The organism is Nonomuraea sp. NPDC052116 (assembly GCF_040680035.1).
GTDB lineage: Bacteria > Actinomycetota > Actinomycetes > Streptosporangiales > Streptosporangiaceae > Nonomuraea > Nonomuraea angiospora_A.
The window spans coordinates 23213-48424 of the sequence record NZ_JBFAWA010000037.1; the positions used below are offsets into that span (position 1 = coordinate 23213).

25 protein-coding genes are annotated in these 25212 nt (G+C 69.6%); 16 read left to right on the forward strand and 9 right to left on the reverse strand.

Features of this window, described 5'->3' with window-relative positions; genetic code table 11:
* Nucleotides 1-7: 7 nt before the first annotated feature.
* Nucleotides 8-940 (reverse strand): hypothetical protein, encoded by a 933-nt coding sequence (locus AB0L65_RS48500; protein ID WP_364261065.1) that lies wholly within the window; start codon nucleotides 938-940, stop codon nucleotides 8-10.
* 193 nt (nucleotides 941-1133) lie between these two features.
* Here AB0L65_RS48500 and AB0L65_RS48505 point away from each other — a divergent pair, with 193 nt between their 5' ends.
* From AB0L65_RS48505 to AB0L65_RS48515, 3 genes are read left to right on the forward strand one after another with little or no spacing between them, the layout of a single operon-like run.
* Nucleotides 1134-3146: an adenylate/guanylate cyclase domain-containing protein gene (locus AB0L65_RS48505; RefSeq protein ID WP_364261068.1), complete on the forward strand. Its 2013-nt coding sequence runs from the start codon at nucleotides 1134-1136 to the stop codon at nucleotides 3144-3146.
* A gap of 33 nt (nucleotides 3147-3179) precedes the next feature.
* Nucleotides 3180-3842: a Crp/Fnr family transcriptional regulator gene (locus AB0L65_RS48510; protein WP_364261071.1), complete on the forward strand. Its 663-nt coding sequence runs from the start codon at nucleotides 3180-3182 to the stop codon at nucleotides 3840-3842.
* A 49-nt stretch (nucleotides 3843-3891) separates the two neighbouring features.
* Nucleotides 3892-5361: an MFS transporter gene (locus tag AB0L65_RS48515; protein ID WP_364261074.1), complete on the forward strand. Its 1470-nt coding sequence runs from the start codon at nucleotides 3892-3894 to the stop codon at nucleotides 5359-5361.
* Here AB0L65_RS48515 and AB0L65_RS48520 read toward each other — a convergent pair.
* Nucleotides 5322-6068: a methylenetetrahydrofolate reductase gene (locus AB0L65_RS48520; protein WP_355207745.1), complete on the reverse strand. Its 747-nt coding sequence runs from the start codon at nucleotides 6066-6068 to the stop codon at nucleotides 5322-5324. The two genes, AB0L65_RS48515 and AB0L65_RS48520, sit on opposite strands and share 40 nt — an antisense overlap.
* Before the next feature lie 10 nt (nucleotides 6069-6078).
* Nucleotides 6079-6717, reverse strand: a complete 639-nt coding sequence (locus AB0L65_RS48525; protein ID WP_364261370.1) for a TetR family transcriptional regulator — start codon at nucleotides 6715-6717, stop codon at nucleotides 6079-6081.
* Nucleotides 6718-6784: 67 nt separating this feature from the next.
* Here AB0L65_RS48525 and AB0L65_RS48530 point away from each other — a divergent pair, with 67 nt between their 5' ends.
* Nucleotides 6785-8248 carry a DHA2 family efflux MFS transporter permease subunit gene (locus tag AB0L65_RS48530; RefSeq protein ID WP_364261077.1) on the forward strand — a complete coding sequence of 488 codons (1464 nt, stop codon included), beginning with the start codon at nucleotides 6785-6787 and terminating at the stop codon, nucleotides 8246-8248.
* 16 nt (nucleotides 8249-8264) lie between these two features.
* Here the strand turns inward: AB0L65_RS48530 and AB0L65_RS48535 are convergent, their stop codons facing one another.
* Complete coding sequence (locus AB0L65_RS48535; RefSeq protein ID WP_364261080.1) at nucleotides 8265-10139, reverse strand: ABC transporter ATP-binding protein; 1875 nt, start codon at nucleotides 10137-10139, stop codon at nucleotides 8265-8267.
* Nucleotides 10140-10174: 35 nt separating this feature from the next.
* Nucleotides 10175-12238: a PhoX family phosphatase gene (locus AB0L65_RS48540; RefSeq protein ID WP_364261083.1), complete on the reverse strand. Its 2064-nt coding sequence runs from the start codon at nucleotides 12236-12238 to the stop codon at nucleotides 10175-10177.
* 114 nt (nucleotides 12239-12352) lie between these two features.
* Between AB0L65_RS48540 and AB0L65_RS48545 the strand changes: the two genes are divergently transcribed.
* Entirely contained in the window at nucleotides 12353-12799 is a 447-nt protein-coding gene (locus AB0L65_RS48545; RefSeq protein ID WP_364261086.1) for a sterol carrier family protein, read from the forward strand.
* Here the strand turns inward: AB0L65_RS48545 and AB0L65_RS48550 are convergent.
* The gene (locus tag AB0L65_RS48550) at nucleotides 12796-13731 is read right to left on the reverse strand and encodes a DUF4190 domain-containing protein (RefSeq protein ID WP_364261088.1); all 936 of its coding nucleotides are present in this window, start codon (nucleotides 13729-13731) and stop codon (nucleotides 12796-12798) included. The two genes, AB0L65_RS48545 and AB0L65_RS48550, sit on opposite strands and share 4 nt — an antisense overlap.
* A gap of 138 nt (nucleotides 13732-13869) precedes the next feature.
* Here AB0L65_RS48550 and AB0L65_RS48555 point away from each other — a divergent pair, with 138 nt between their 5' ends.
* From AB0L65_RS48555 to purM, 4 genes are all read left to right on the forward strand, one after another.
* A complete protein-coding gene (locus AB0L65_RS48555) occupies nucleotides 13870-14277 on the forward strand; it encodes a MarR family transcriptional regulator (protein ID WP_364261091.1) in 408 nt (135 codons plus the stop codon).
* A 91-nt stretch (nucleotides 14278-14368) separates the two neighbouring features.
* The gene (locus AB0L65_RS48560) at nucleotides 14369-15115 is read left to right on the forward strand and encodes an SDR family NAD(P)-dependent oxidoreductase (RefSeq protein ID WP_364261094.1); all 747 of its coding nucleotides are present in this window, start codon (nucleotides 14369-14371) and stop codon (nucleotides 15113-15115) included.
* A gap of 51 nt (nucleotides 15116-15166) precedes the next feature.
* Entirely contained in the window at nucleotides 15167-16603 is a 1437-nt protein-coding gene (gene purF, locus AB0L65_RS48565) for an amidophosphoribosyltransferase (RefSeq protein WP_364261097.1), read from the forward strand.
* Nucleotides 16600-17625, forward strand: a complete 1026-nt coding sequence (purM, locus tag AB0L65_RS48570) for a phosphoribosylformylglycinamidine cyclo-ligase (protein ID WP_364261100.1) — start codon at nucleotides 16600-16602, stop codon at nucleotides 17623-17625. Before purF ends, purM begins: the two co-directional genes overlap by 4 nt.
* A 7-nt stretch (nucleotides 17626-17632) precedes the next feature.
* Here the strand turns inward: purM and AB0L65_RS48575 are convergent, their stop codons facing one another.
* Nucleotides 17633-18358 (reverse strand): TetR/AcrR family transcriptional regulator C-terminal domain-containing protein, encoded by a 726-nt coding sequence (locus AB0L65_RS48575; protein ID WP_364261103.1) that lies wholly within the window; start codon nucleotides 18356-18358, stop codon nucleotides 17633-17635.
* 106 nt (nucleotides 18359-18464) lie between these two features.
* On the opposite strand from AB0L65_RS48575, the gene AB0L65_RS48580 reads away from it, so the two are divergent.
* The 5 genes from AB0L65_RS48580 to AB0L65_RS48600 all read left to right on the forward strand — a co-directional run bounded on the left by AB0L65_RS48580 (nucleotide 18465) and on the right by AB0L65_RS48600 (nucleotide 21808).
* Nucleotides 18465-19058 (forward strand): NAD(P)H-dependent oxidoreductase, encoded by a 594-nt coding sequence (locus AB0L65_RS48580; RefSeq protein ID WP_364261106.1) that lies wholly within the window; start codon nucleotides 18465-18467, stop codon nucleotides 19056-19058.
* 6 nt (nucleotides 19059-19064) lie between these two features.
* The gene (locus tag AB0L65_RS48585; RefSeq protein ID WP_364261109.1) at nucleotides 19065-20735 is read left to right on the forward strand and encodes a DHA2 family efflux MFS transporter permease subunit; all 1671 of its coding nucleotides are present in this window, start codon (nucleotides 19065-19067) and stop codon (nucleotides 20733-20735) included.
* A gap of 83 nt (nucleotides 20736-20818) precedes the next feature.
* The gene (locus AB0L65_RS48590) at nucleotides 20819-21118 is read left to right on the forward strand and encodes a hypothetical protein (RefSeq protein ID WP_364261112.1); all 300 of its coding nucleotides are present in this window, start codon (nucleotides 20819-20821) and stop codon (nucleotides 21116-21118) included.
* Nucleotides 21119-21162: 44 nt separating this feature from the next.
* Nucleotides 21163-21336 carry a hypothetical protein gene (locus AB0L65_RS48595; RefSeq protein WP_364261115.1) on the forward strand — a complete coding sequence of 58 codons (174 nt, stop codon included), beginning with the start codon at nucleotides 21163-21165 and terminating at the stop codon, nucleotides 21334-21336.
* Nucleotides 21337-21409: 73 nt separating this feature from the next.
* Nucleotides 21410-21808 (forward strand): hypothetical protein, encoded by a 399-nt coding sequence (locus AB0L65_RS48600; RefSeq protein WP_364261385.1) that lies wholly within the window; start codon nucleotides 21410-21412, stop codon nucleotides 21806-21808.
* 154 nt (nucleotides 21809-21962) lie between these two features.
* On the opposite strand, the gene AB0L65_RS48605 is transcribed toward AB0L65_RS48600, so the two are convergent.
* Both AB0L65_RS48605 and AB0L65_RS48610 read right to left on the reverse strand, forming a co-directional pair.
* Nucleotides 21963-22997 (reverse strand): hypothetical protein, encoded by a 1035-nt coding sequence (locus tag AB0L65_RS48605; protein WP_364261118.1) that lies wholly within the window; start codon nucleotides 22995-22997, stop codon nucleotides 21963-21965.
* A 152-nt stretch (nucleotides 22998-23149) separates the two neighbouring features.
* Nucleotides 23150-23563 carry an ATP-binding protein gene (locus AB0L65_RS48610; protein ID WP_364261121.1) on the reverse strand — a complete coding sequence of 138 codons (414 nt, stop codon included), beginning with the start codon at nucleotides 23561-23563 and terminating at the stop codon, nucleotides 23150-23152.
* A gap of 72 nt (nucleotides 23564-23635) precedes the next feature.
* Here AB0L65_RS48610 and AB0L65_RS48615 point away from each other — a divergent pair, with 72 nt between their 5' ends.
* Nucleotides 23636-24013 carry a hypothetical protein gene (locus AB0L65_RS48615; RefSeq protein WP_364261124.1) on the forward strand — a complete coding sequence of 126 codons (378 nt, stop codon included), beginning with the start codon at nucleotides 23636-23638 and terminating at the stop codon, nucleotides 24011-24013.
* Between the two features lie 382 nt (nucleotides 24014-24395).
* Nucleotides 24396-24944 carry a hypothetical protein gene (locus AB0L65_RS48620; protein WP_364261127.1) on the forward strand — a complete coding sequence of 183 codons (549 nt, stop codon included), beginning with the start codon at nucleotides 24396-24398 and terminating at the stop codon, nucleotides 24942-24944.
* Nucleotides 24945-25212 lie beyond the last annotated feature (268 nt).

Below are 25212 nucleotides of genomic sequence, written 5' to 3' on the forward strand. Positions count from 1 at the left end.
TCGCGTGTTAGGCCTTCTTCTGGCCCAGGCAGACGACGTAGACGGTGCCGCTGACGCTGGTGCCGTGGTTGCCGCTGCTGGTGGTCGTCTTCTGGTCGGTGGCGGTGGTGGACGAGTAGGTGTTGCTGCCGTTGTCGTCCTTGGCCACGCTCACCGTCCAGCCGGTGGTGCCGCTGGGCGCGCTGCTCATGACGATGGCGTTCTTGAGGGCCTCGAACGAGAACCCGCCGCCGGTCATCATGCCGCCCTTGTCGCAGCTGGCGGTCGCGGAGCCGGTCGAGTTCAGGGACGCGGTCTTGGTGTAGGAGGTGTAGCTCGCGCCGTCGCCGGAGTCACCCTTCGGACCCTGCGGGCCCTGCGGACCCGCCGGACCCTGGGGGCCCCTCTCGCCCGGCTTGCCGGGGAGGCCGTCCTTGCCGTCCTCGCCGTCGTGGCCGTTCCTGCCAGGCAGACCGTCCTTGCCGTTCTTGCCATCCTGGCCGTTCTTGCCGGGCAGGCCATCCTTACCGTCCTGGCCGTTCTTGCCGGGCAGGCCGTCCTTACCGTCCTGACCGGGCAGACCGTTCTTGCCGTCCTGACCGTCCTTGCCGTCCTGACCGTCCTTGCCGTCCTTGCCGGGCAGGCCGTTCTTGCCGTCCGCGCCCTTCGGCCCCTGAGGGCCGGCCGGGCCGGTCTCTCCCTTCGCGCCCTGCGCCCCCTGCTGTCCCTGCTGGACGGTCGTCTGGGAGGCGCCGCCGATCAGGATCCGCTCCTCCGTCTTCCGGCACTTCGTGTCGGGGTTGACGATGCGGGCGTACCGCGTCTTCTTGTGCACGCAGGCGTGCACCTCGCCGGCGGCCGACGATGCGGTGGCGACGCCACCGACGGTGAGGAGCGAGGCGGCCAGCGCCCCCACGGCGGCGAGGGTGAGCGTGCGCCCACCGCGAACCTTGTTAGCCACGGCTGTCCTTCCGAACAAGTGATGCTCATGTTGTCCATGAGATTCACGTTTCAATCGTTCCAAGAGATGGCAAGGACTACATAACGTATTCATCACGAAACGGAGGGTTACTGACCAGATTGACAGGATTTGGAGACAGCGGTGAGTAAAACGACGCATTGGCGAGGTCGATCGCCGGTGGATAATCGGGTCTGTGTCAACCCCCTACCTGCCTCCGGCCACCCAGCCCGTACGCGGCGTGGTCTGGGGGATCCACCTGGTGCTGCCACTGCTGGGGCTCTGGCTGCTGCTGGCCCAGCCCCAGGTCAACGTCATGTGGCACCACAACCTCAGCCACTTCTGGATGATCATCACGGTGGCCGGGATCAACGTGGTCCTCGGAGTGATGATCAGCGAGGCGTCGCGGCGCCGCCAGGACGCCCGGCTGTTCCTCGTGTCCATGGTCTTCCTGAGCAGTGCCGGCTTCTTCTTCATGCACGGCCTGGCCACGCCGCAGATCATCCTGCCGATCGGCTCGCTGGGCTTCGACGTGGGCCAGCAGGTGGGGCTCTCCGTCGCGGCGGCGTTCGCGTTCGCCTCGGCGCTGCCGCTGGGCGACGCGGCGGCCAGGAAGGTCCTGGACGCCCAGCACTTCATCCGCGCGGTGCTGTTCAGTTTCATGCTCATCTGGGGCGTCACGTCGCTGGTCCCGGGGCTGACGCGGCTCAGCGAGCCGCCGCCGGCGTCCCCGGTCGACTGGCTGGCCTGGGCGTCGATCCCCGGCGTCCTGCTGTACGGCGCCGCGAGCGTGATGATGTTCCTGCTGCACCGCAAGCGCCCGTCGGCCATGCTGATCAGCCTGATCACGGCGTACGCGCTGCTGGCAGAGGCCATGGTCGCCGGGATGTCGCAGCTCAACTGGCATCTGTCCTGGTGGGAGTGGCACCTGCTGCTCACGCTGGCCTTCGTCTTCGTGGCCTACAGCGCCTACCTGCAGTTCAGGCGGGAGGGGTCGAGCGCGGGCCTGTTCGACTCGGTGACGCTGGCGGCGACCGTGCGGCGCATCCAGCAGGACTACGACAAGGCCCTTGAGGAGCTGGTCGAGCACGTACGGCGGGGCGAACCGCTGGCCGCGGCCCGGCTGTCGGGCAAGTTCCGGCTGAACGAGAGCCAGGTCGCGGTGCTCGACCGGGCGGGCGAGGCGCTGGCCAACGAGCGCGAGCTGTCCGGGCGGCTGTCCGCCATGGTGGCCGTGAGCGCCCAGACCCGGGTGGGCCTGCCCGAGGAGCAGCTCCTGGCCACGGCCCTGGACCGGGTGCGGCAGGCGTACGGCGACGTGAAGATCGGCCTGGTCGCGGAGGGCAGGACGGAGATCGGCTCGCGCGAGTACGAGTTCGCCGACAACGAGCCCATCAGGCGCGACAACCTGCTGGCCTTCCCCCTGACGGTCAAGGGCCACCTGGCGGGCGTGCTGGAGGTGCCCATCGGGCGCACCCAGCAGGACGAGGCGCTGGCCGCCACGCTGGCCGGGCAGCTGTCGATCTCCCTGGAGAACGCCCGCCTCTACCAGGAGCTCGACACGCTCTTCCGGCAGTACATGTCGCCCGACGTGGCCAACGCCCTGCTGGCCGACCCGGCGCAGGCCGCGCTGGGCGGCGAGCTGAAGGAGCTGACCGCGCTCTTCGCCGACCTCAAGGGCTTCACGACGTTCTCCGAGAAGGTCACGCCGGGCGAGATCGTCGAGATGCTCAACCGCTACCACACGGCCGCCGTCCCCTGCATCCTCAACAACGGCGGCACGATCGTGCAGTTCGTCGGCGACGCGCTGCTGGCCCTGTTCAACGCGCCCGCCGCCCAGGCGGGCCACGCGCGGGCCGCCTGCAAGGCCGCGCTGGAGATGCAGCGGGCCGCCGCCGAGGTGGCCGAGGAGATGGCGTGGAAGCGGGTGGACGACGTCCCGTGGCCGACGTTCAGGGTGGGCGTCAACACCGGCCCCGCGCTGGTCGGCAACATCGGCAGCCCGGAGCTGCGCGGCTTCAACGCGATGGGCGACTGCGTGAACGTGGCCGCCAGGCTCGAGGGCATCGCCGAGCCGGGCACGGTCGTCATCGGCGAGACGACGCTCCGGCAACTGGGACGTGGCGCGTCGGTGAACCCTCTGGGCCCGCTCAACCTCAAGGGCAAGGAAGAGCTCGTCAATGCGTATGTTCTGACTGATTTGCAATAGAAGGGTGACTCCCGTACCGCCATAATCGGGCGCATGGAGCCAGAGTCCGGCGAGTTTCTGTCCATGCTCACCGAGGAGGAGGTCGCGGCCCTGCGCGCGGCCGGTCGCCCGCGACGCTGGGATCGCGGCACGACCGTGATCAACGAGGGCGACACGTCCGACTGGGTCCTCGTGCTGACGGATGGCCGGGTCAAGTGCTCGTCGCACACGAGCGCCGGCACCGAGGTGGTGCTGGCCGTGCGCGGCCCCGGCGCGCTGCTCGGGGAGATGTCGGCCATCGACGGATCGCCCCGCTCGGCCACGGTGACCGCGCTGGAGCCGATCTCGGGCATCGTGGTGCGGGACTTCTCGTCGTTCCTGGAGTCCCACGGGCGCATCGCCGTGCTGCTCATGCAGCTCGTCACCGGCAGGCTGCGGGACGCGGACAGGAAGCGCATCGAGTACGGCGCGTTCGACACCACGGGCCGGGTCGCGACACGCCTGCTGGAACTCGCCGACCGCTACGGCGAGAAGACCAACAGCGGGGTACGCGTGGCGCTGCCCCTGTCGCAGGACGAGCTGGCCGGCTGGACGGGCGCCTCCCGCGAGGCGGTCAGCAAGGCGCTGCGCACGCTGCGCGACCGGGGGCTCATCGAGACCGGGCGGCGGCGCGTGGTCATCCACGACCTCGACGGCCTGCGCAAGAGGGCCCGCTAGATCCCGCCCGCCAGATCCGGTACGTACGCCGTACGTCATAGTGGAGGGCATGGTCGCGGTCATTCCTCACGACGCCAGCCGCTTACGCTACGCCTGGCAGGTCTGCGCGGTCACCAGCCTGGGGCTGGTCCTCATCGGCATCGCCGGCAGCACGCTCAACGTCGCGCTCCCGACGGTCGTGCGGCACTTCCACGCCAGCGCCCTGGAGTCGGGGTGGATCCTCCTGGCGTTCCTGCTGGTGAACACCGCGAGCCTGGTCTTCTTCGGCCGGGTGGCGGACCTGCTGGGCAGGCGGGAGGTCTACCTGACGGGGTTCGCGATCTTCACGGTGGCCTCGCTGCTGGCCGGGCTGTCGCCGAGCGTGTGGTTCCTGATCGCGATGCGGGTGCTGCAGGCGGTCGGGGCGGCGATGATCCTGGCGAACGGCACGGTGATCATCACGGACGCGTTCCCGCCGGACCGGCTGAGCCAGGGCATGGGCGTCTACATCGGCACGCTGTCGGTGGCGCAGCTGGCCGGGCCCACGCTGGGCGGGCTGATCGCGGAGACCGCGGGCTGGCAGTGGATCTTCTGGGTGAACGTGCCCGCCGGGCTGGCCGCGCTGACCGTGGGAGCGGTGATCCTGCGCAGGATGCCCAGGCGGCCGAAGGAGCCCGTGGACGCGCTGGGCAACGTGCTGGTGTTCGCGGCGCTGACGGCGGTGCTGCTGGCGCTGTCGGAGACGGGCTCGGCCGGGCTGACCAGCCCCGTGGTGCTGACGGGTGCGGCGATCTTCCTGGTGCTGCTGCCGCTGATCGCGCTGGCCGAGCGGCGCTCCTCGAACCCGGTGCTGGACCTGCGGCTCTTCGGCGGGCGGCTGCTGGCCTACGCGAATCTGGCCTCGTTCTGCAACGCCCTGGCCCGCTCGGCGCTGATCCTGGTGGTGGCGCTGTACTTCCAGGCGGCCAGGGGGGTGGACGCGTTCACGGCGGGGCTGAGCGTGCTGCCGGTGCCCGTCGGGATCGGGCTGGCCTCGCCGATCGTGGGCCTGCTGGGGCGGCGGGTGTCGCCGTACGCGCTGTCCATCGGCGGGGCGGTGCTCAGCGCTGTCGGGCTCGGGACGCTGATGCTGACCGCCGATCCCGCCACGCCGTACTGGGTGATCGGGATCGGCCTGTTCGTGGCCGGCTGCGGCAGCGGAACGTTCCTGACCGGCAACACCACCCAGGTCATGCGGGCGCTGCCGACCGGCAGCCTGGGCGTGGTCAACGGGTTCCGCGTCATGATCATGAACGTCGGCATCGTGATCAGCGTCGGCCTGTCGCTCAGCGTCCTGACCGCCTCCGTGGGGCCCGGGCTGCGGGCCCAGGTGTACGCGGGCACGCTGTCCAGGCTGTCACCGGTGGCGGTGGGACAGCTCATGGACGGCTTCCAGCGCGCGTACGCCGCGCTGTTCGCCGTGGCCCTCACCGGTGCGCTGCTCGCGGCCCTGGCGCGTCCTCAGAGGGCGGTGGCGAGCCTGGACTCCACGTCGCGGTAGCGGGAGACCGGGATGAGGTGGACGCCGTCGAAGGCGCCCGAGTCGCGCAGGGCGAGCACCTGCTCGCAGGCCGCCTCCACGCCGGCCATGCGGTCCGCGGCCACCTTCGCGATCAGGTCCTCCGGCAGGTCGATGTCGGGGATGGCGGCGGCCAGCATCCTGGCGTGGCGCTCGCTGGCCAGGACCATGACGCCCGCGTAGACCGGCACGTCCACCGGGTGGGTCTCGCGCCAGCGCAGCTGCGCCTCCAGCGAGAAGCCGACCTGCAGGAACAGGAAGTCGGCCGCGCGCTTCCACGCGGGCAGCGAGCGCATCGAGGCCGCCGCGCCCAGCCGCATGCCCGGCGAGAACTCCCGGGCCTCCTCGATCATCGAGCGCACGGTGAGGTCGCTGGTCCGGTTGCCGCTCGTGGGCTTGTCGCCGTAGACGAACAGGAACTGGTCCACCCCGTAGGCCGCCGCCGTGAGCAGGTCGCGGCGGAAGCCCAGCAGGTTGCGGTCGCGGGAGTTGAGGCAGGCGATGCCCCGCCCGCCCATGGCCTCGACCTCGTGCGCCACCGCCACGCTCGACACCGTCGCGCGCCCGATGTGGTTGTCGGGGATGAGGAACGAGTGGGCGATCTTGCTCATGGTGCCGATCTGGTGCCTGACGTGCTTCAGATCGGGCTTGGTGGGAGGTTCGATCTCGCAGATCAGCTCGAAAGGCATGATCGAGACTCTAACCTTTGGGCGCGAGCGCCTCTATGCCGCTGAGCACGAGATCGACGCCGAACGTGTCGTACAGCCCCTTCTCCGTCCCCTTGACCAGCGGTGAGGCCATCTCGACCAGGTGCGGGTACGTCTCCTCGGGCAGCGACCGCAGGCCCGCCAGCTTGGTCCTGACCGCGTCCGGGCTGACGGTCTTGACGTGCACGGGGGCGTCGGCGATGGCGATGGCGCTCTGCAGCAGATATTTGCTGATCAGGCAGCTCTCGTCGACGCCGAACCCGGCGCTGCGGGCCAGGCCGAGCGCCTGGTCCCAGACGGCCAGGAAGTTCGGCACCTCGATGGGGTCGATCTGCTCGATCACGCTCTTGGCGCAGGGATGCGCGCGCAGCGTCCTGATCAGCCCCTCGATCAGGTCGCGGAACTGCTCCTGCCACGGGCGTTCGTCGGCCTGCTTCGGCGCGAAGCCGCCGATCAGGTGGTCGGCCATGCCGACGAGCAGCTGGTCCTTGTTCTTGTAGTGCCAGTAGAGGGCCATCGGGGTCACGCCCAGGTCCGTGGCCAGGCGCCGGATCGTCACGGTGTCGAGCCCTTCGGCGTCACCGATCTCCAGCGCCCGCTCCGCGATCGCCTGGGCGGTCAGTTTTCCCATCACGGTTGACAACTATACGCCGTACAAGTTGAACTATACGGCGTACAAGTACGACGTATAGGAGGAGATGTCCGTGCGGTGGTGGGCGTTGGTCGCGGTGACCTTGGGCACATTCATGACTTACTTGGATAACAACGTCGGCAATGTCGCGTTGCCGACGATCCAGCGGGAGCTCGGGCTGACGATCTCGGGTCTCGAATGGATCGTGAGCTCGTACATCCTGGTCTTCGCCGGGCTGATGCTGGTCGGCGGCCGGCTGGCGGACGTGTTCGGGGCCCGCAGGGTGTTCCTCGGCGGGCTGGCAGTCTTCACGCTGGCCTCGCTGGCGGCCGGGCTGGCCACGTCCGGCGCGGCGCTGATCGCCGCGCGGGCCGTGCAGGGGGTGGGGGCGGCGCTGCTCACGCCCACCGCGCTCACGCTGATCAGCCAGATCTTCCCCGACCCCGGCGAGCGCGGCAGGGCCGTGGGCATCTGGAGCGCCGCGGGGGCGCTCTCCATGGCGCTCGGGCCGATCACGGGCGGCTTCATCAGCCAGAACCTGCACTGGGGCTGGATCTACCTGATCAACGTGCCGATCGGCGTGGTGACGTTCGGCCTGGGGATGTGGGCGGTCAGGCCCGCGTTCACCCGCGTGCGGCACCGGATCGACCTGCCCGGGCTGGCCACCTCCGCCCTCGCCCTGTTCGCTCTGACATATGCGCTCATCGAGGGTGAGAGCGCCGGGTGGACCTCGCCGGAGATCCTGGCCGCGTTCGGCGTGTTCGCGGCGGCGGCCGTGGCGTTCGTGCTGGTCGAGGCGCGGGCCGCGGAGCCGATGATCGCGATCTCGCTCTTCAGGTCCAGGGTGTTCAGCGGCGGGCTGCTCACCAGCGGCATCTGGTCGTTCGGCGTGTTCGGGATCTACTTCTTCAGCGCCCTGTGGCTGCAGAACGTGCTCGGCTTCTCCCCCACCCAGGCGGGCGCGTCGTTCGTGCCGATGGCCCTGGTCATGGCCGTGATCGCGATCCTGTCGCAGCGGATCAGCGCGCGCATCGGCATCGGCCGCACGGTGGCGCTGGGGATGGCGCTCATGGGCACGGCGATCTACCTGCTCTCCGGCGTGGGCGCCGACGCCGACTACGCCGACGTGGCCCCCTGGTTCCTGCTGTACGGGCTGGGCGGCGGCATGCTCGTGCCCCTGACGGCCGCGATCCTCGGCGGCATGCCCCGGGGCCGGTCGGGCGTGGCCTCGGGCGTCCTGAACGTCTCACGCGAGGTGTTCGGGCTGCTCGGCATCACCGTGCTGGGGGCGATCCTGAGCGCCAGGCAGAGCGGCAGCGACCGGGCGCCGCTGCTCGCCTTCCTGGACGCGTACCAGTTCACGCTGGTCATCGCGGCCGTCGTGGTGCTGGCGGCGATCCCGGTCGCCCTCTACTCGCTGCGGGCCTCGCGGCGAGGGAGCGCCGTCGCCTGGAGGAGCGGCGGGAGCGAAGCGACCAGAGCGGGGGAAGGCGACGGCATCGAGGGCGACCGAGCCAGCCTCACGAAGTGAGGCCATGAACACGGCCTCAGGCCATGGCCACCGTCGGCTCGTCGAACTGAGTGCGGTAGAGCTCCTCGTAGCGGCCCTCGGCGGCGAGCAGGTCGGCGTGCGTGCCCCGCTCGACCACGAGCCCGTCCTCGATCACCAGGATGAGGTCGGCGGCGCGGATCGTGGAGAGCCGGTGGGCGATCACCACGGCGGTCCTGCCTTCGAGCGCCTCCCCGAGCGCCGCCTGCACGGCCGCCTCGGAGGTGGAGTCGAGCGCCGCCGTGGCCTCGTCCAGGATGACCACCCGGGGCCTGGCCAGCAGCAGCCGGGCGATCGTCAGCCGCTGGCGCTCGCCGCCCGACAGGCGGTAGCCGCGCTCCCCCACGACCGTGTCGAGCCCGTCGGGCAGCGACTCGATCAGGGTGGCCAGCCTGGCCCTGGTGAGGGCGTCCCAGATGTCGTCCTCGCTCGCCTCAGGCCTGGCCAGCAGCAGGTTCGCCCTGATCGTGTCGTGGAACAGGTGGCCGTCCTGGGTGACCATGCCGAGCGTGTCGCGGAGCGAGTCGGCGGTCAGGTCGCGTACGTCCACGCCGCCGAGCCGGACGGCGCCGGAGTCGACGTCGTACAGCCTGGGCAGGAGCTGGGCGATCGTGGACTTGCCCGCGCCGGACGAGCCGACCAGCGCCACCATCTGGCCGGGCTCGGCCCGGAACGAGACGCCGTGCAGCACCTCGACGCCGCCGCGCGAGTCGAGCGTGGCGACCTCCTCCAGCGAGGCGAGCGAGACCTTGTCGGCCGAGGGGTAGGCGAAGCGGACGTCGTCGAACTCGACGGAGACCGGGCCCTCCGGGACCTCGCGGGCGTCGGGCTTCTCCTTGATGAGCGGTTCGAGGTCGAGCACCTCGAAGACGCGCTCGAAGCTGACGACCGCGCTCATGACGTCCACGCGGGCGCTGGCGAGCGCGGTCAGGGGCGCGTAGAGGCGGGTGAGCAGCATGGCCATCGACACGAGCGCGCCGGGCGCGAGTTGGTCGCGCAGGGCGTAGAAGCCGCCGAGGCCGTACACGAGCGCCAGTGCCAGCGCCGAGACCAGCGTCAGCGCGGTGACGAAGGCCGACTGGGTCATGGCGGAGCGCACGCCGATGTCACGCACCCGCCTGGCCCGGTGGGCGAACTCGGCCGATTCGTGCGCGGGCCGGCCGAACAGCTTGACCAGCGTCGCGCCGGGCGCCGAGAAGCGCTCGGTCATCTGCGTGCCCATGGCCGCGTTGTGGTCGGCCGCCTCGCGCCGCAGCCTGGCGATCCGGGAGCCCATCCGCCGGGCGGGCAGCACGAAGACCGGGAGCAGCAGGAGCGCGAGCAGCGTGATCTGCCAGGAGATGCCGATCATGGCGATGAGCGTCAGCACGAGCGTCACGACGTTGCCCGCCACGCCGGACAGGGTGTCGGTGAACGCCCGCTGCGCCCCGATCACGTCGTTGTTCAGGCGGCTGACCAGCGCGCCGGTGCGCGTCCTCATGAAGAACGCGACGGGCATCTTCTGCACGTGGTCGAAGACGGCCGTACGCAGGTCGAGGATCAGATCCTCGCCCAGGCCCGCCGACAACCACCGGTTGAGCAGCCCGAGCCCCGCCTCCGCGAGGGCCAGGCCCGCGATCGCGAGTGACACCACCACGACCACGTCGAGCGGCTCGCTGTTGAAGATGGCGTCCACCACCCGGCCCGCGAGCAGCGGGGACCCCACCGCCAGGCCCGCCATCACCACGCTGAGCACCAGGAACAGCGTCAATTTCCGCCGGTGCGGGCGCGCGAACCCGCCGATACGCCGGAGCGTCGCCCTGGAGACAGGGCGACGCTCCTTCTGGTTGTTCATCGAGTACAGCTGGTGCCAGGCGGTCATCTCCATGCTCATGGCATGGAACGGTATTGCCTCAAGTTAACTTGAGGTCAAGCGCCGATCTTCTTGCCCTGGCCGTGCCAGACCACCGCGACCGACGGACGCGGCTGGTCGCCGTCGGGCCAGTGGCTGCTGGGGTTGTCGGGGTTCGCGCCGTCGGTCTCGCCGGGGTGCTGCACCGCGACGAAGACGCTGCGCTGGTCCGTGGTCACCAGCGGGCCGCAGGTCTCCGCGCCGAACGGGACGGTGAGGAACTGGCGCAGGTGTCCGCGCTCCTTGCCGCGCACGGGCATCACGAACATGCCGTCGTTGCTGCCGAGCTGGTTGCCGTCCGTGGAGATCCACAGGTTGCCGTCACGGTCGAACGCCACGTTGTCCGGGCACGAGATCGGCGAGACCTTGGTCTTGTCGTAGCCGGCGAAGTAGGTGTTGGGGTCGTTCGGGTCGCCGCAGACCAGCGGGAGCGACCACGCGAACGTCTTCTCGCCCGCGTCGTCGCGCCGCTCCACGATCTCCAGGACGTGGCCGTGCTTGTTCGAGGGGCGCGGGTTGGCCTCGTCCACCTGGGCCGCGGTGCGGTTGGTGTTGTTGGTGAGCGCCACGTACACGGCGCCGGTGACCGGGTTGCGCTCCATGTCCTCCGGGCGGTCCATCTTGGTCGCGCCCACCTTGTCGGCGGCCAGACGGGTGTAGACCAGGACCTCGACGGCGGTCATGCCGTCCACGTACGACTTGTCGCCCGAGACCAGCGGGATCCACTCGCCCGAGCCGTCGAACTCGCCGTCGGAGGGCAGCTTGCCGCTCCCGTCGATCTCGGAGGCGGGGCTGTCGCCGGTGAACTTGGCCACGTACAGGGTGCCCTCGTCCAGCAGCGTCCGGTTGTGCCGGTCGAAGCCGGGGATGTAGCGGTTCTTGGAGACGAACTTGTAGATGTACTCGGAGCGCGAGTCGTCACCCATGTACACGACCAGGCGGCCGTCGCGGGCCAGCGTGGTGTTGGCGGCCTCGTGCTTGAAGCGCCCGAGCGCGGTCCGCTTGATCGGCGTGGAGTCGGGGTCGAACGGGTCGATCTCCACGATCCAGCCGAACCGGTTGGCCTCCTGCGGGTGCTTGGCCAGGTCGAAGCGCTCCTCCACCCGGTCGAACCGGCGGCTGCCCGACGGGGTGCCGGTGGTGATGGTGTAGCGGGTGATGTACGGCTTCTGCGCCGCGGGCACCTTGTCGCCGTTGACGAAGTACTGGTCGAAGTTCTCCTCGGCGGTCAGCACGGTGCCCCAGGGGGTGGTGCCGCCCGAGCAGTTGTTCAGCATGCCGACGGGGGTGCGCCCCTCGGGGTCGGCGGCCGTCTTGAGCAGGTCGCTGCCGGCCGCGGGGCCGGAGAACTTCATCTTGGTCTGGGCGGTGATGCGGCGGTTGTAGCGGCGGCGGCCCTTGGTGACCAGTTTCCACTCGCCCGCGCCGGCCCGCTCGATCTCCACGACCGAGCCGCCGTGCGCGGCCAGCGCGATCTTGATCTGCTCCTCGGTCGCGGCGGCGCCGCCGGTGTAACCGCGGAACATCAGGGCCTCGTTGGTGTACTCGTGGTTCACCCACAGCAGGGCGCGGTCACGGCCCATCGGCAGGAGCGTGACGTAGTCGCAGTTGTAGCCGAACTGCTTGGCCTGCGCGTCGGCGCTCTGGTTGTTGAAGTCGAAAGCGGGGGCGTCGGGCAGCACGGGGTCGCCCCAGCGCACGACCACGGACGAGCGGTAGCCATCGGGGATGGTCAGCTTGTCGTCCTTGTTCGGCGCGACCGGGGTGAACCGGAGGTCGCCGGAATGCCCGCCCCGGGCGAGCTCAGCGGCCTGCGCCTCGGGGTCGTCGGCCATGGCCGGCACGGCCCCCGCGATCCCCGCGCCCGCCACGAGGGCGCCGAGCGCACCGGCGCGCAGCACGCCGCGGCGCGACAGCGCCTCCTTGACCACATCGCCGAAATAAGCGTTGCCACTGGTGTTCGCCACGTCATGCGCGCACGCGTTCCCGCAGCGGAACTGACACGTCATCGCGGAGCGACCGCCCTTGTGCGGGGTGGAAATCAGCGGCAGCAGCCGCCCGCCCGCGTTCCGGTTCGCCACAGATCCTCCATATTTGTGCGCGGTTGTACGGCGGGGAGGCTACGGCCGCTGTCAAAACCGGAGGTGAACGATGACCTCCATCTCGATGAACGCTGCCAGGGAGACAATGGTGGGGTGCCACCACGCAAACTGGATCAAGAGAAGCTGAGAGCGGCGCTCGACGCCCAGCTCGTCGCCCTCGACGAGCCCGCCTACGACGGTCCCGCGTCGTCACTGCCCGACGCGCTCGTGGCCGCCGTGCTGGCCGCCTACGACCGGGGGCTCGAGCCCGAGCGCGCCGCGGCCAGGCAGGCGGTGCGCTACCTGCTCGACCGGCTGGCGACCGCCGCGCCCGGCAGGACCGTGGAGGTACGCGTGCCGCCGTACGCCGCCGTCCAGGCCGTCGAGGGCCCCCGCCACACCCGGGGCACGCCGCCGAACGTGGTCGAGATGGACGGCCGCACCTGGATGGAGCTGGCCCTGGGCCGTCTCACCTGGGCGGAGGCGATGGCGAAGAACCTGGTGTCCGCCAGCGGGTCGCGGGCGGACCTGTCAGATCATCTGCCGCTCCAGCCTTCCTAGCCGCGGGTGCCGCTCATCCAGGGGAACTTGTCCTGGACGCACTTGTCCACGAGCGGGCTGGGCAGGTGCGCGCACTCCTGCACCACGTGCCAGAACCAGATCGCCACGATCGCGAAGAGCACCAGCGAGAGCCCGCTGATCACGATGCCGGCGATCGCGCGGCCCTTGCCGACGCGCTTGGCGAGCGCCACGCAGCCGAAGACGATCGACAGGATGGCGGTGATCAGGCCCGTGAAGCAGACGAAGACCAGAAAGGGGCTGGCCACGCCCAGCACCAGCGACGCCGTGGCCAGACCGCTGCCCGGCTGGGCCTGCTGGTAGGGGACGCCGTAGGGCGGCGGGCCGTAGCCGGGCGGGCCGCCGTACGGGCTGGACGGCGTCGTGCCGGGGACGGTCGGCTCCTGTCCCGGTGGCGGGGCGGCGTACCCGCCCGGGGTGCCGCCGGCGGGCGGCCCCTGGTCCGGCGGCGGGGGCGGGTAGGGCCGCTGGTCGTCCTGTTCGTAGCGGGACGGCGCCGGCCTGGCCGGTGGCTCCCCCTGGGCGACACCCCAGCCCGGGTAGGTCGGGGTGGCCCCGGGGATCTGGTACGCCTGGGTCGCCTCGGCGTCGCCCTCCGTCGGTGGCAGGACCTGGGTCTGCTCGGCGTCGCCTCCCGTGGGCGGCGGGGTCTCGGGTGAGGTGGGCAGGTCGGGATGGGTCGGCTCGCCGCCCGGCCTGGGCTCGTGCGTGGGCGGCACGTCGGGCGGGGGCACCACAGGCGGCACGGGAGCGATCGGCTCCTCGCCCTCCTGGGCGGGCTCCCGCCGCTCCTCCTCCGGCTCGCCGTCGCGCCACCACTCAGGCGCGTGCCGGCCGGGCTCTTCCTCTTCCGGACGGCCTTCGCGCGGGCCCTGGCCCGGGCGGGGCTCGTTCGGGTCCTCAGGTGTGGTCATGCGTCTCCCCGACGGCTCAATTGCCGGATACTTCACCCTTTCGCGGAAGGGGTCGGCTAAACCACGCGACACGGTAAAAGGCTTCCGATACTTGGGTCACCATGCGCCAAAACCGCAGGCGGCGGGCAAGATGGGTGCATGCTGGAGGAGACCCTGACGTACGCGCTGATCAAGGTCATGAAGGCGCACCGCAACCAGTTGGCCGCCGAGCTGGGCCCGCTCGGGCTGCACGCCGGGCAGGAGCTGCTGCTCAACCAGCTGTGGCGGCAGGACGGCCTCTGCCAGGGCGAGCTCATCACCAGGCTCGGCGTCGAGCCGCCCACCGTCACCAAGACCCTCCAGCGCCTGGAGCGCGCCGGGCTCGTCCGCCGCGCGCCCGACCCCGGCCGGGCGCGGGTGACCCGCGTCTACCTCACGGACGCGGGCAAGGCGCTGCAGCAGCCGGTGGAGGACATCTGGAACCGGCTGGACGAGGAGCTCCTGCGCGGCTTCGACGCCGATGAGCGCACCCTGCTGGCCCGGCTCGTACGCGCCATCACCCATTAGTCGTTTCACTCCCAGCGAAATCCCCTTGCGACCAGGGCCGCCTCTCCAGTTAGCTGGCTAATTAGTCGGCTAAATAGAAGGGATCGTCTCCATGCACGTACTGATCACAGGTGGCTCGTCGGGCATCGGCGCCGCCACCGCGCTCGCGTACGCCAAGGCCGGGGCGCGCGTCACGATCACCTACAACACGGGCGCGGACCGGGCGGCCGGGGTCGTCAAGCGGATCGAGGAGGAGGGCGGCCAGGCCGCGGCCGTACACCTGGACCTGGAGGACCACGCGACCATCGCGCCCGCGGTCGCCCAGGCGGGCGAGGTGGACGCCCTGGTGGCCAACGCCGTCCGCTGGGGCACCATCATGCCCAACAGCGTGCCTTTCGAGGGCGTGCCCGCGGCCGAGTGGTCGGCGGTCATGCACGCCAACGTGGTGGCCAACGCCCTGCTCGTGCAGGCCGTGCTGCCGGGGATGCGGCACAGGGGGTTCGGGCGGATCGTGTTCGTCTCGTCGGGCGCGGGCGAGGAGGGGCTGCCGGGGCCGGGCGCGTACGGCACCGCCAAGATGGCCCTGCACGGCATGGCCCGCGCGCTGGCCTGGGACGCCGGCAAGGACGGCATCCTGGTGAACGTGGCCGTCGCCGGGCTCACGCTGACCGAGCGGGAGCGCCCGGTGTCGCAGGAGGTGCTGGACGCCATCGCGGCCCGCACGCCCACCCGCAGGCTGTCCACCGCGGATGACCTGGCCGCGCTGATCCTCTTCCTCGGATCCGCGGCGAACCGAAACCTCACCGGAGAGATCATCCGGGACGGTTCAAATGCGGGCAGATCCAGCCACGTCGCCTGATATCGCCCCCGAGTGTGCGAGCACAGAAGCGGCCGACCTAAACTGAGGCATGTGCTGAAGGGCGACGGCCGGCTCGGCCATGACCTGGACCTCGATGACCGCGCGCCTAAAGACGCCTGTGGCGTCTTCGGCGTCTGGGCTCCAGGCGAGGAAGTTTCCAAACTCACCTACTACGGGCTGTACGCGTTGCAGCACCGCGGGCAGGAGTCCGCGGGCATCGCGGTCAGCGAGGGCAGCCGCATTCTCGTCTACAAGGACATGGGCCTGGTCGCCCAGGTCTTCGACGAGTCGGTGCTCAGCACCCTGCGCGGCCACCTGGCCATCGGCCACTGCCGCTACTCCACCACCGGATCGAGCGTGTGGGAGAACGCGCAGCCCACGCTGAGCTCCACCGACGTCGGCGGCCTCGCGCTCGCCCACAACGGCAACCTGATCAACACCCCGGAGCTGGCCGAGCGCCTGGCTCCGGGCTCCACCCGCGCGACGACCGACACCGAGGTCCTGACCACGCTGCTCGCGCAGGACCGCACCCGTTCCATCGAGGACTCGGCGGCGGAGCTGCTCCCGCAGGTCAAGGGCGCCTACTCGCTGGTGTTCATGGACGAGAAGACGCTCTACGCGGCCCGCGACCCGCAGGGCATCCGCCCGCTGGTCCTGGGCCGGCTGGAGCGCGGCTGGGTGGTGGCCTCCGAGACGGCCGCGCTCGACATCGTGGGCGCCACGTTCGTCCGCGAGATCGAGCCGGGCGAGCTGCTGACCATCGACGAGCGCGGCGTCAGGTCGCGCCGCTTCGCGCTGGCCGAGCCCAAGGGCTGCCTCTTCGAGTACGTCTACCTCGCCCGCCCCGACACCACCATCGCCGGGCGCGGCGTCCAGGTCACCAGGGTCGAGGTGGGCCGCGTGCTGGCCCGCGAGCACCCGGTGGAGGCCGACCTGGTCATCCCCACACCCGAGTCCGGCACCCCGGCGGCCGTCGGCTACGCCGAGGAGAGCGGGATCCCCTACGGGCAGGGCCTGGTCAAGAACTCCTACGTGGGCCGCACGTTCATCCAGCCCTCGCAGACCATCCGCCAGCTCGGCATCCGGCTGAAGCTCAACCCGCTGCGCGAGGTGGTCGCGGGCAAGCGGCTGGTGGTCGTGGACGACTCGATCGTGCGCGGCAACACCCAGCGGGCCATCGTCAAGATGCTGCGCGAGGCCGGGGCCAAGGAGGTGCACGTACGCATCTCCTCGCCGCCCGTGGCCTGGCCGTGCTTCTACGGCATCGACTTCGCCACCAGGGCCGAGCTGATCGCCGGGTCGCTGTCGGTCGAGGAGATCCGCGCCTCGCTCGGCGCCGACTCGCTCGGCTACATCTCCCTGGAGGGCCTGACCAAGGCCACCACCATCCCCGCCGACCGCCTGTGCAGGGCCTGCTTCGACGGCTCCTACCCGATCCCCATCGACCAGGACAACGTGGGCAAGTTCGTGTTGGAGAGCAAAGCGTGAGCAGTTATGAGGCCGCGGGCGTCGACATCGCGGCGGGCGAGCGTGCCGTCGATCTCATGAAGAGCAAGGTGGCGCGCTCGCGGCGGCCCGAGGTGGTCGACGACGCCAGCGGGTTCGCCGGGCTGTTCGACGCCTCGGCCCTCCTACGTTACGAGCGGCCGCTGCTCGCCACCTCCACCGACGGCGTCGGCACCAAGGTCATGATCGCCCAGCGGTACGGCAAGCACGACACCATCGGCATCGACCTGGTCGGCATGGTCCTCGACGACCTGGTGGTGTGCGGGGCCGAGCCGCTGTTCATGACCGACTACATCGCCTGCGGGAAGGTGGTGCCCGAGCGCGTCGCCGAGATCGTCGGCGGCGTGGCCGAGGGCTGCCGCCTGGCCGGGGCCGCGCTGGTGGGCGGCGAGACGGCCGAGCACCCCGGGGCCATGGGGCCGGACGAGTACGACCTGGCGGGCGCCGGGACGGGCGTCGTCGAGGCCTCCGCCATGCTGGGGTCCTCCCTGGTCGTGGCGGGTGACGTGGTGCTGGGGCTGGCGTCCTCCGGGATCCACTCCAACGGCTACTCCCTGGTACGCCACGTGCTCCGCGAGGCCTCCCTGTCGCTCGACGCCGTCCTGCCCGAGCTGGGGCGGCCGCTGGGCGAGGAGCTGCTGGAGCCGACCCGGATCTACTCCCTCGACTGCCTGGAGCTGGCCAGGACCGTCGACGTGCACGCCTACGCGCACATCACCGGCGGCGGCATCGAGGGCAACCTGTCGCGGTCGCTGCCGAGCCATCTCGACGCCGTGCTGGACCGGGCCTCCTGGACGCCGCCCGCTGTTTTCGGGGTGCTCGCCGGGCACGGGCAGATCGCCCAGAAGGACATGGACCGCACGTTCAACCTCGGCGTCGGGATGGCGGCCATCGTGGCCGCCGACTCGGCGGACGAGGCCGTCAGGGTGCTGGGGGCACGCGGGCTGGACGCCTGGGTGCTCGGGGAAGTGGTGCCGGGCGAGGGCCGCGCCCGCTACCGGTAGCCGTTCCTCAGATCCCCAGCTTGGCGGCGATGCCGTCGAGGACGTACTCGAGGCCGGTCTCGAACCGCCAGAGCACGTCGTCCTTGCGGGTGGCCGTCATCAGGTAGCCCTCGAAGGTGGGGTAACGCCCGGTCTGGATGTGCCAGGTCATCTGCGGGGCGAGCTCACTGCGCAGCTCGCCCCCGTCGGCCCAGCCCTGCTGGTCCATGAAGCTCTGCACGGCGATCTCGTACGCCATGGCGCCGTTGGCGTAGGCGTCCACGGCGCGGAACACGCTCATCGTCGTGTCGGGGTCGAGGCCCGATCCGGCCAGGGCCGACAGGGAGCGTTCGGTGACGGCCATGCGGCGCGGGGTGAGCGCGAGCATGGCCTGCGGGGACAGCTGAGCCAGCCACGGGTGCCGCAGCATCATCTCGCGGGTGCCGTGCCCCAAGGAGCGCATCGTCTCGCGCCAGCCGAGTCCCTCGGGCAGCCGCAGCTCCTCGTAGACGTGGTCGACCATCAGCTCCAGCAGCTCGTCCTTGCCTGACACGTACCGGTAGGGCGCCATGGGCGCGACGCCCAGCTCGGTGGCCAGGCGGCGCATGGTGACCGCGTCCAGGCCCTCGGCGTCGGCGATCCCAACCGCGGCCGTGGCGATGCGCTGCGGCGAGAGGGTCTGCCGCGGGGCGGGGGCCGGACGTTCCAGGCGCGCCCAGAGCGGTTCGCGCGGTTTGTCTTTCTCGACGGCCATGTGGCTCCCCTTCCGTGTTCCGATACAGCGTATCCGAAGTGGACAACGTACATTCTCGTGTGTACGTTGTATCTCGCTGGATACGACGTACACAAATGGAGCCCTCATGAAAGACAGTCCGCTCAAGGTCGCGGTCATCCTCGGCAGCACCCGCGACGGCCGCCTCGGCACGGTCGTGAGCAACTGGATCGTCGGCCTGCTCGACCAGCGCGGCGACATGGAAGCCGACCTGATCGACCTGGTCGAGACGCCGCTGCCGACCGTCTTCCCGGTCCTCGGCGAGCCCCCGGCCTCCCAGGAGGCCAGAGACCTGCTGGCCGCGGTGTCACCGCGGATGGCGGCGGCCGACGCCTTCGTGATCGTCACGCCGGAGTACAACCACAGCTTCCCGGCCGCGCTGAAGAACGCCATCGACTGGCACGGCCCCGAGTGGCACGCCAAGCCGGTCGCCTTCGTCTCCTACGGCGCCTTCTCCGCCGGATTGCGCGCGGTCGAGCAGCTGCGCCTCGTCCTGGCCGAGCTGCACGCGGTCACCATCCGCGACGGGGTCGGCTTCCAGCGCGTCTGGGAGCAGTTCGACGGCGAGGGCAGGACGGTCGACCCGGCCGTCGAGCCCGCCGCCAAGGTGATGCTGGACCGGCTCGCCTGGTGGGGGCAGGCCCTGCGCGAGGCCAAGGCCGTCCGGCCGTACGCGGCGTGACGCGCCATGACCCGATCTCTTTACGTCGGCGTGTTCGGCCTGCTGCTCGGCATGTTCCTGGCCATGCTGGACGGCCTGATCGTGGGCACCGCGCTGCCCACGATCGCGGGCGACCTCGGCGGCCTGGACCGCCTGCCCTGGGTGGTGACCGCCTACATGCTCGCCGCCGCGGCCACCACCCCGATCTGGGGCAAGGTCGGCGACCTGTTCGGCCGCAAGGCGACCTTCATCAGCGCGATCGCGCTCTTCCTGGCCGGGTCGGGACTGGCCGGACTGTCGCAGGACATGGGCCAGCTCATCGCCTTCCGCGCCGTGCAGGGGCTCGGCGCGGGCGGGCTCATGGTCGGGGCGCTGGCCATCATCGGCGTGCTCGTACCGCCCCGTGAGAGCGGCCGGCTGCAGTCGATGATCGGCGTCATCATGCCGATCGCGTACGTCGGCGGGCCGCTCCTCGGCGGCCTGCTCACCGACTACCTGAGCTGGCGCTGGACCTTCTACGTCAACCTGCCCGTCGGCGCCGTGGCGCTGCTGATCATCTCCACCCGGATCCACCTCCCGCCCGCCGAACGCGTCAAGCCCCGCATCGACTACGGCGGCGCGGCCCTGCTCACCACCGCCATCGTGGCCCTGACCCTGCTGGCCGGCTGGGCGGGCACCGCGTACGCCTGGACCTCACCCCAGGTCCTCACCCTGGGCGCGCTCTCCGTGCTCGCCCTGGCCGGATTCGTCGCCGTCGAACGCCGGGCCGCCGAACCGGTCATCCCGCCCCGGCTGTTCGCCGACCGCGGCTTCACCCTGGCCCAGGTCCTCAGCTTCCTCGTCGGCGCCGCCATGGTCAGCGTGACCAACTACCTGCCCCAGTACATGCAGTTCGTCCAGGGCGCCTCGCCCGCGGCGGCCGGCATGCTCCTGCTGCCGCTGATGTTCGGCATGCTCGCCGCGCAACTGGTCACCGGCCGGCTCATCAGCCGCGACGGCCGCTACCGCCGCTATCCGATCCTCGGCGGCGCGCTCATGACCGCCGGGTCCCTGGCCCTGCTCCTGCTCGACGCCTCCACCCCCGCGCCGGCCGCCTCGGCGCTCACCCTCGTCATCGGGACGGGGATCGGCCTGGTGATGCAGAGCACCACGCTCATCACGATCAACGGCGCCGACCCGCGCGACATGGGCGCCGCCAGCGGCACCGTCACCCTGCTGCGCACCGTCGGCGGATCGCTGGGCATCGCCGTGCTCGGCACCCTGTACGCGACCCGGATGCACACCCACCTGACCACCCGCCTCGGCCCCGGCCAGGCCGGACAACTGGAGCGGAGCGGCGAGCTGACACCCGGATCGCTGCCCCGCCTGCCCGCCCCCGTGGCCGACGCCGTCCGCGAGGCCGTCACCAGCGGCCTGCACGCCCTCCTCATCGGCGCCGCGGCTCTCGCGGCGATCTCGTTCGCGATCGCCTGGCTCATCCGCGAGATCCCGCTCCGCACCGAAACCCCACCCCAGCCCGACTCCGAACCCCCACCCCAGCCCAACCTCGGACCCGCACCTCAGCCAGACTCCGGACCGGCACCCCAGCCCGACTTCGGACCGGCACCCCAGCCAGACCCGGAAGCGACATCCCGGCCGAACCACCAACGCGCGCCCCAGCCAGACCCCGAACCGGCGCCCTCCCCCCGGAAAGGCTGAGTCAAAATTCCCGCGGCAGCGGAATCCGCGCCCGGAAAAAGGGAATCGCGCCGATAGCGGGCACTGCGATCCCAGAGGGAGCCATGAACGGATTCTATTGGGGATTCGCCACGGCGGGACTCGCGGCCATGGTCCTGACGATGATCGGCAACTCCGGCATGCGTGCGGCCCTCCGCGCCATATTCAGGCGCCCGCTCGGCGAGCTGACCCTGATCGTGAAAGCCGGGACCACGCTCGAGTCCCAGCAGGGGGCACGCCCCGCCACGGCGGAAGAGGTCATCCCCATAGATGAGCTGATCATCAAGGTCGATGCGGACCGGAGCGGCCCACCCGAGCCGAGCCCGGCGACGCGCTCCCGCCGGTACGCAGGAGGGCCGGAATGAGCCCAGGCGGCGGCGCGACGACCGTGGACCGGAATTTCTGACTCGTGTTCTTCGTGGTGCTCGGCTTCACGGTCCTCTTCGTGGGCGGCGCCATTTATTCGGGCTTTTTCATCGCCAATCCCACTCCGTCACAGCTGTCGACGACGGAATGGCTGCAAAGAGCCGCATGGGCGGGTCTGGGCGTGATTTTCGGCTTGCTCGGCGGCAAAACAGTCTGACGCTGGACCAGGGCCGACAATCCTCAACGACCGCACCGACGAAACCGGACACGGCCACCGTGAGATCCGCCGCATGAAGATCTGCGTCATCCGCCCCGGACTGCCCTTCCCGCACGCCGCCCAGGCGATCCACGTCAAACGCCGCCGCACCGACCACCGCACCGGCAAGACCGCCATCGTCACCATCTACGCCATCACCAGCCCCCCACCAGGCCGAATCACACACGCCCAGCTCGCCGCCCTGATCCGCGGCCACTGGAGCGTCGAGGCCCTGCACCACGTCCGCGACGTCACCTACCGCGAGGACGCCTGCCGACTCCGGACTGGCACCCCACCCCGGATCATGGCCGGCCTCCGCAACCTGGCCATCGGACTAGCCCGCCTGATCGGCTGGGCCGACATTGCCACCGCCACCGACCACTACCGCAACCACCGCACCGACGGCCTTCAGCTACTCGGTGTCACAACATGAGAACGCTTCGGCCTTGCCCCAGGGGCCCCTCGACCACCCAGCTGCGCCATGCCCGCATGCGCTCACCGGCCGAGAACGCTTCGGTCCTGAAGCCACCAGCAGGATCGCTATCCAAACGGCATCCGGGTCAACCAACGAATGGGCGACCACCGTGCTAGACGGAGTATATGAGCCGGTCCTCTGAGCGGATCAGGCCTGGAAGGCCGAGCTGGGCGGACTGTGGAAAGCGTGGAATCACTTCGTCGCAGAATTGCTGGTCGATTGTTTTCAGGTAGTTGCGAGCGGACACGTCGTCGTCGTCCTGAAAGATGTCGGTGAACCAGTTTTCGTCGGCCACCGCATGATCGAAGCGTGCCTTGGCGGGTGCCACGATGTCATCCGCGCACGTGCGGGCGAGCGAACCGATGGTGCTGTAGATCTCGGCCAGCGGGCGGACGGTGTCGTGGATCGCCTTCAGCGCCTGCTGCGCCCGCTCTGCCGCAGCACTGGCCCAATGATAGCTGACGTCATTCGCATGAAACCGCAGCCGGCCGGCGATCGTCCCCAGGTCATCGGAAATCGCCGTCATGGAGCTGGAAAAGTTTCTCATCGACTGCTCGTCGCCGGTCATCAACAGCTCCCTGATCCGTTCCTTGTCAAGGCCGTCGTAGTCATGACGCAGCTCAATGCCGTTCCAGTCGACGACGATGTATCCCGACGGATATTGGGTGCTGACTGCATAGCCCTTTTCGACACTGCTCCAGCTGCTTCTCGGAGTGTCCGAATAAGGACTCACCGCGGAGGTGGAGTCATGATATCTGTTCCAGAAGGACTGTCTGTTGAGCCAACTGTTCTCTTCGGCGATATTATAATTTTGGCCCGCGGTGGCAATGCCGCACGCGGCCACGACGCACTCGACCACCGCATCACTGGTAATGCAGTACAAGTCATCCGTGAAAGATCGAAAGATCCTCGAGACATCGTCGGCCCTGCCCCAATCTCCGGCATTGAAGCTCTTCCCGCCCCACCAGTCGGGGATTTCGACATCGTTGAGATCGACCACGAGCTGCTCGGCCGTCTCCCGCAGCGCCTTGCGATCGACGTCAATGCCATCTCTGACCAGGTCGCCAAGTCCAGGCCAATCGTCACTGGGCCTGGGTACACTGTCCGCGCCCGCTCCATCCTCTTGCGGATCCGTTCTCAGAGTCACGCGACATCGCCTTCTCACGGTGTGATTGATTGATTGCGGAGGATAGTGCCCCCGGAGCCTAGCTAATTCGATAAGAACTATCCGAAACCATGCGGTGAAATGCTGGTGAAGATCGATCACCCCAGGCCGCCGTGGCGTCGGCACCGGCCGCCTCAGGCCGGGAGCGCCATCCATTGCAGGTCGTCCACGAGCGGCAGTGTGGGCGTGCTGCCCGAAAGCTCGGGGACCAACGACAACGTCGCACGGGCCACCGCCGCGCGTTCGGGAGCCGGATCGCCATCTCCTCCCACGACCACGGCCAAGAGGCTGTCGGGGACTATAGAAGGCCGTTCTTCACATGCCGCGCCCGGGAGTCGGTGGAGCACGCTGTAGCCGAGCCGGGCCTTGTACTCCACGCCCGTGATCGACACGACCGATATGCCGAGCTCCCAGGCCAGGGAGCCGGCCGCGCCCAGCAACGTGGTCTTGCCCATGCCCGGCTCACCCATCAGCCTGCCCGACCGGGAAGTGGCTTGGACGAACGCGGGGATCCGGTCCAGATCAATCTCGCGACCCGCACCGGCCACCCTGCCCGCCTCGAACCGGCAAAACTCGCTCTCGCCACCTGAGACGCACAGAACTCCGCCAGCATGAGGGACATGACCACCAACAAGGTGCTGGATAGCGCGGTGCTCGCCGTTCAACGCGACATGGACGCGACCCGTGTCGCCGGACGACTCGGCTTCGATACCCCGGAGTGGGACGACCCGGGCTACCTGCGCGTCGAGTACAAGGGCCGATACTCCAGCCTCGGACTGCGTGAGGACGAACCGCATGAGCCAGTTGCCACCCTCGTGCTGATCGCCGATCTCGCCCAGACAGTCATCGCCGAGCAGGAGGGGAAGATCTGGCCGACCTGTCCGGCGCACTCCCTTGGGCTGCATCCGAAGCAGGCGGGCGGGGCGGCGCTCTGGACATGCAAGGGCGGAGGCGGGCACGCCGTGGCTGCGATCGGAAAGCTGGAGGACGGGGCCTGACACCGGGACCAGCGACGTTCACTGAGCCCTTTCGTTCTGCGTGCCTGGGCATCCTGAGCACAGCCGACATGGGACAACTTGGACTGAGCGGGGTCACCGGCCATGACATATACAGCCGGTTAGCTGCCTCTTTATACACGCCCACGCCAACAGATCCGTCAACGCCTTATTTGTGGGCTGTCAATAACCAGATGAGAACCTTCCAGGAGAAGGCAACGGCCTTCGTCGCACTTCAAAAGGAAGGATTCCTATGGCGCATCGCTACGCGGTGCAGATGGTCAAACGGGCCGGACTGCCTGAGTTACGCCCGAGCAAGTGTTGAATGCTCACGCATTAGGGTGCGGCTGAGGTGAGCTGGGAGAGCATCGGAAGGGCGCGGTCCATGAAACGTGCAGGCATCGTTTTAGACGACGTGGAACGACTGCAGTGGGATTTCACGCCGCTCGTGAGCGTTGGACCACTGTGGTTCGGCATGAGTCATGACGAGGTGGTTGCTGAGCTGGATACGGATGTCCCTTCCAGCGGGTCCGACAGATGGGGAGTGCGCCGTGCATGGTTCCATCTGCCGACCTCTTACGGGAGTGCCCTGACGACGTACTACGCAGGGTCCGGACGCCTGTCCTGCATCGCGGTTGACGCGCTTCACGGTCCTCAGGTGACGATGGAGGGCCTTCCGCTGGTTGGACGTGTGCCGTCCGAGTTGGCGGACGTGTTCGTCGATCACATGCTGTCCCGGGGGTTGCCGGAGGCGGTCCGCTCCTCGCAGTACGGAGATCTCGGAGCTGACGAGGTTGGGCTCGTGCTGCGTGCGCAACGCGCTGGAGACATCCTCCTGACGCGTCCAGTTTTCGTCGCCCGCGAGTGGGCCGATTGTGTCTGTGACGTGACAGAGGGCTATGTCCCTGATGAGGAATGGCGGGTGTATTGCTGAAGGACACGCCGCCTGATCGCTTACGTACTGGTGTGCTCCGGGTTGGATTTCGGGATTCTCGTGTCCGGCCATGCGGACGTTGGCGGGGTGTTATCGACCGACGGTTCGTCGGCGAGGGAGAGCAGGGTCTTGCGGGTGATCCGCAGGTGCTCCGGCGCCTCTCCGAGGTCGCTCAGCCAAGATGTCGATCTCGGCCCGGGTGTGCTCGATCTAGCAGGTCAGGCCTTTCCCGGCCTGCACAAACGACCGGCGGCGCGTGAGTCCCCGC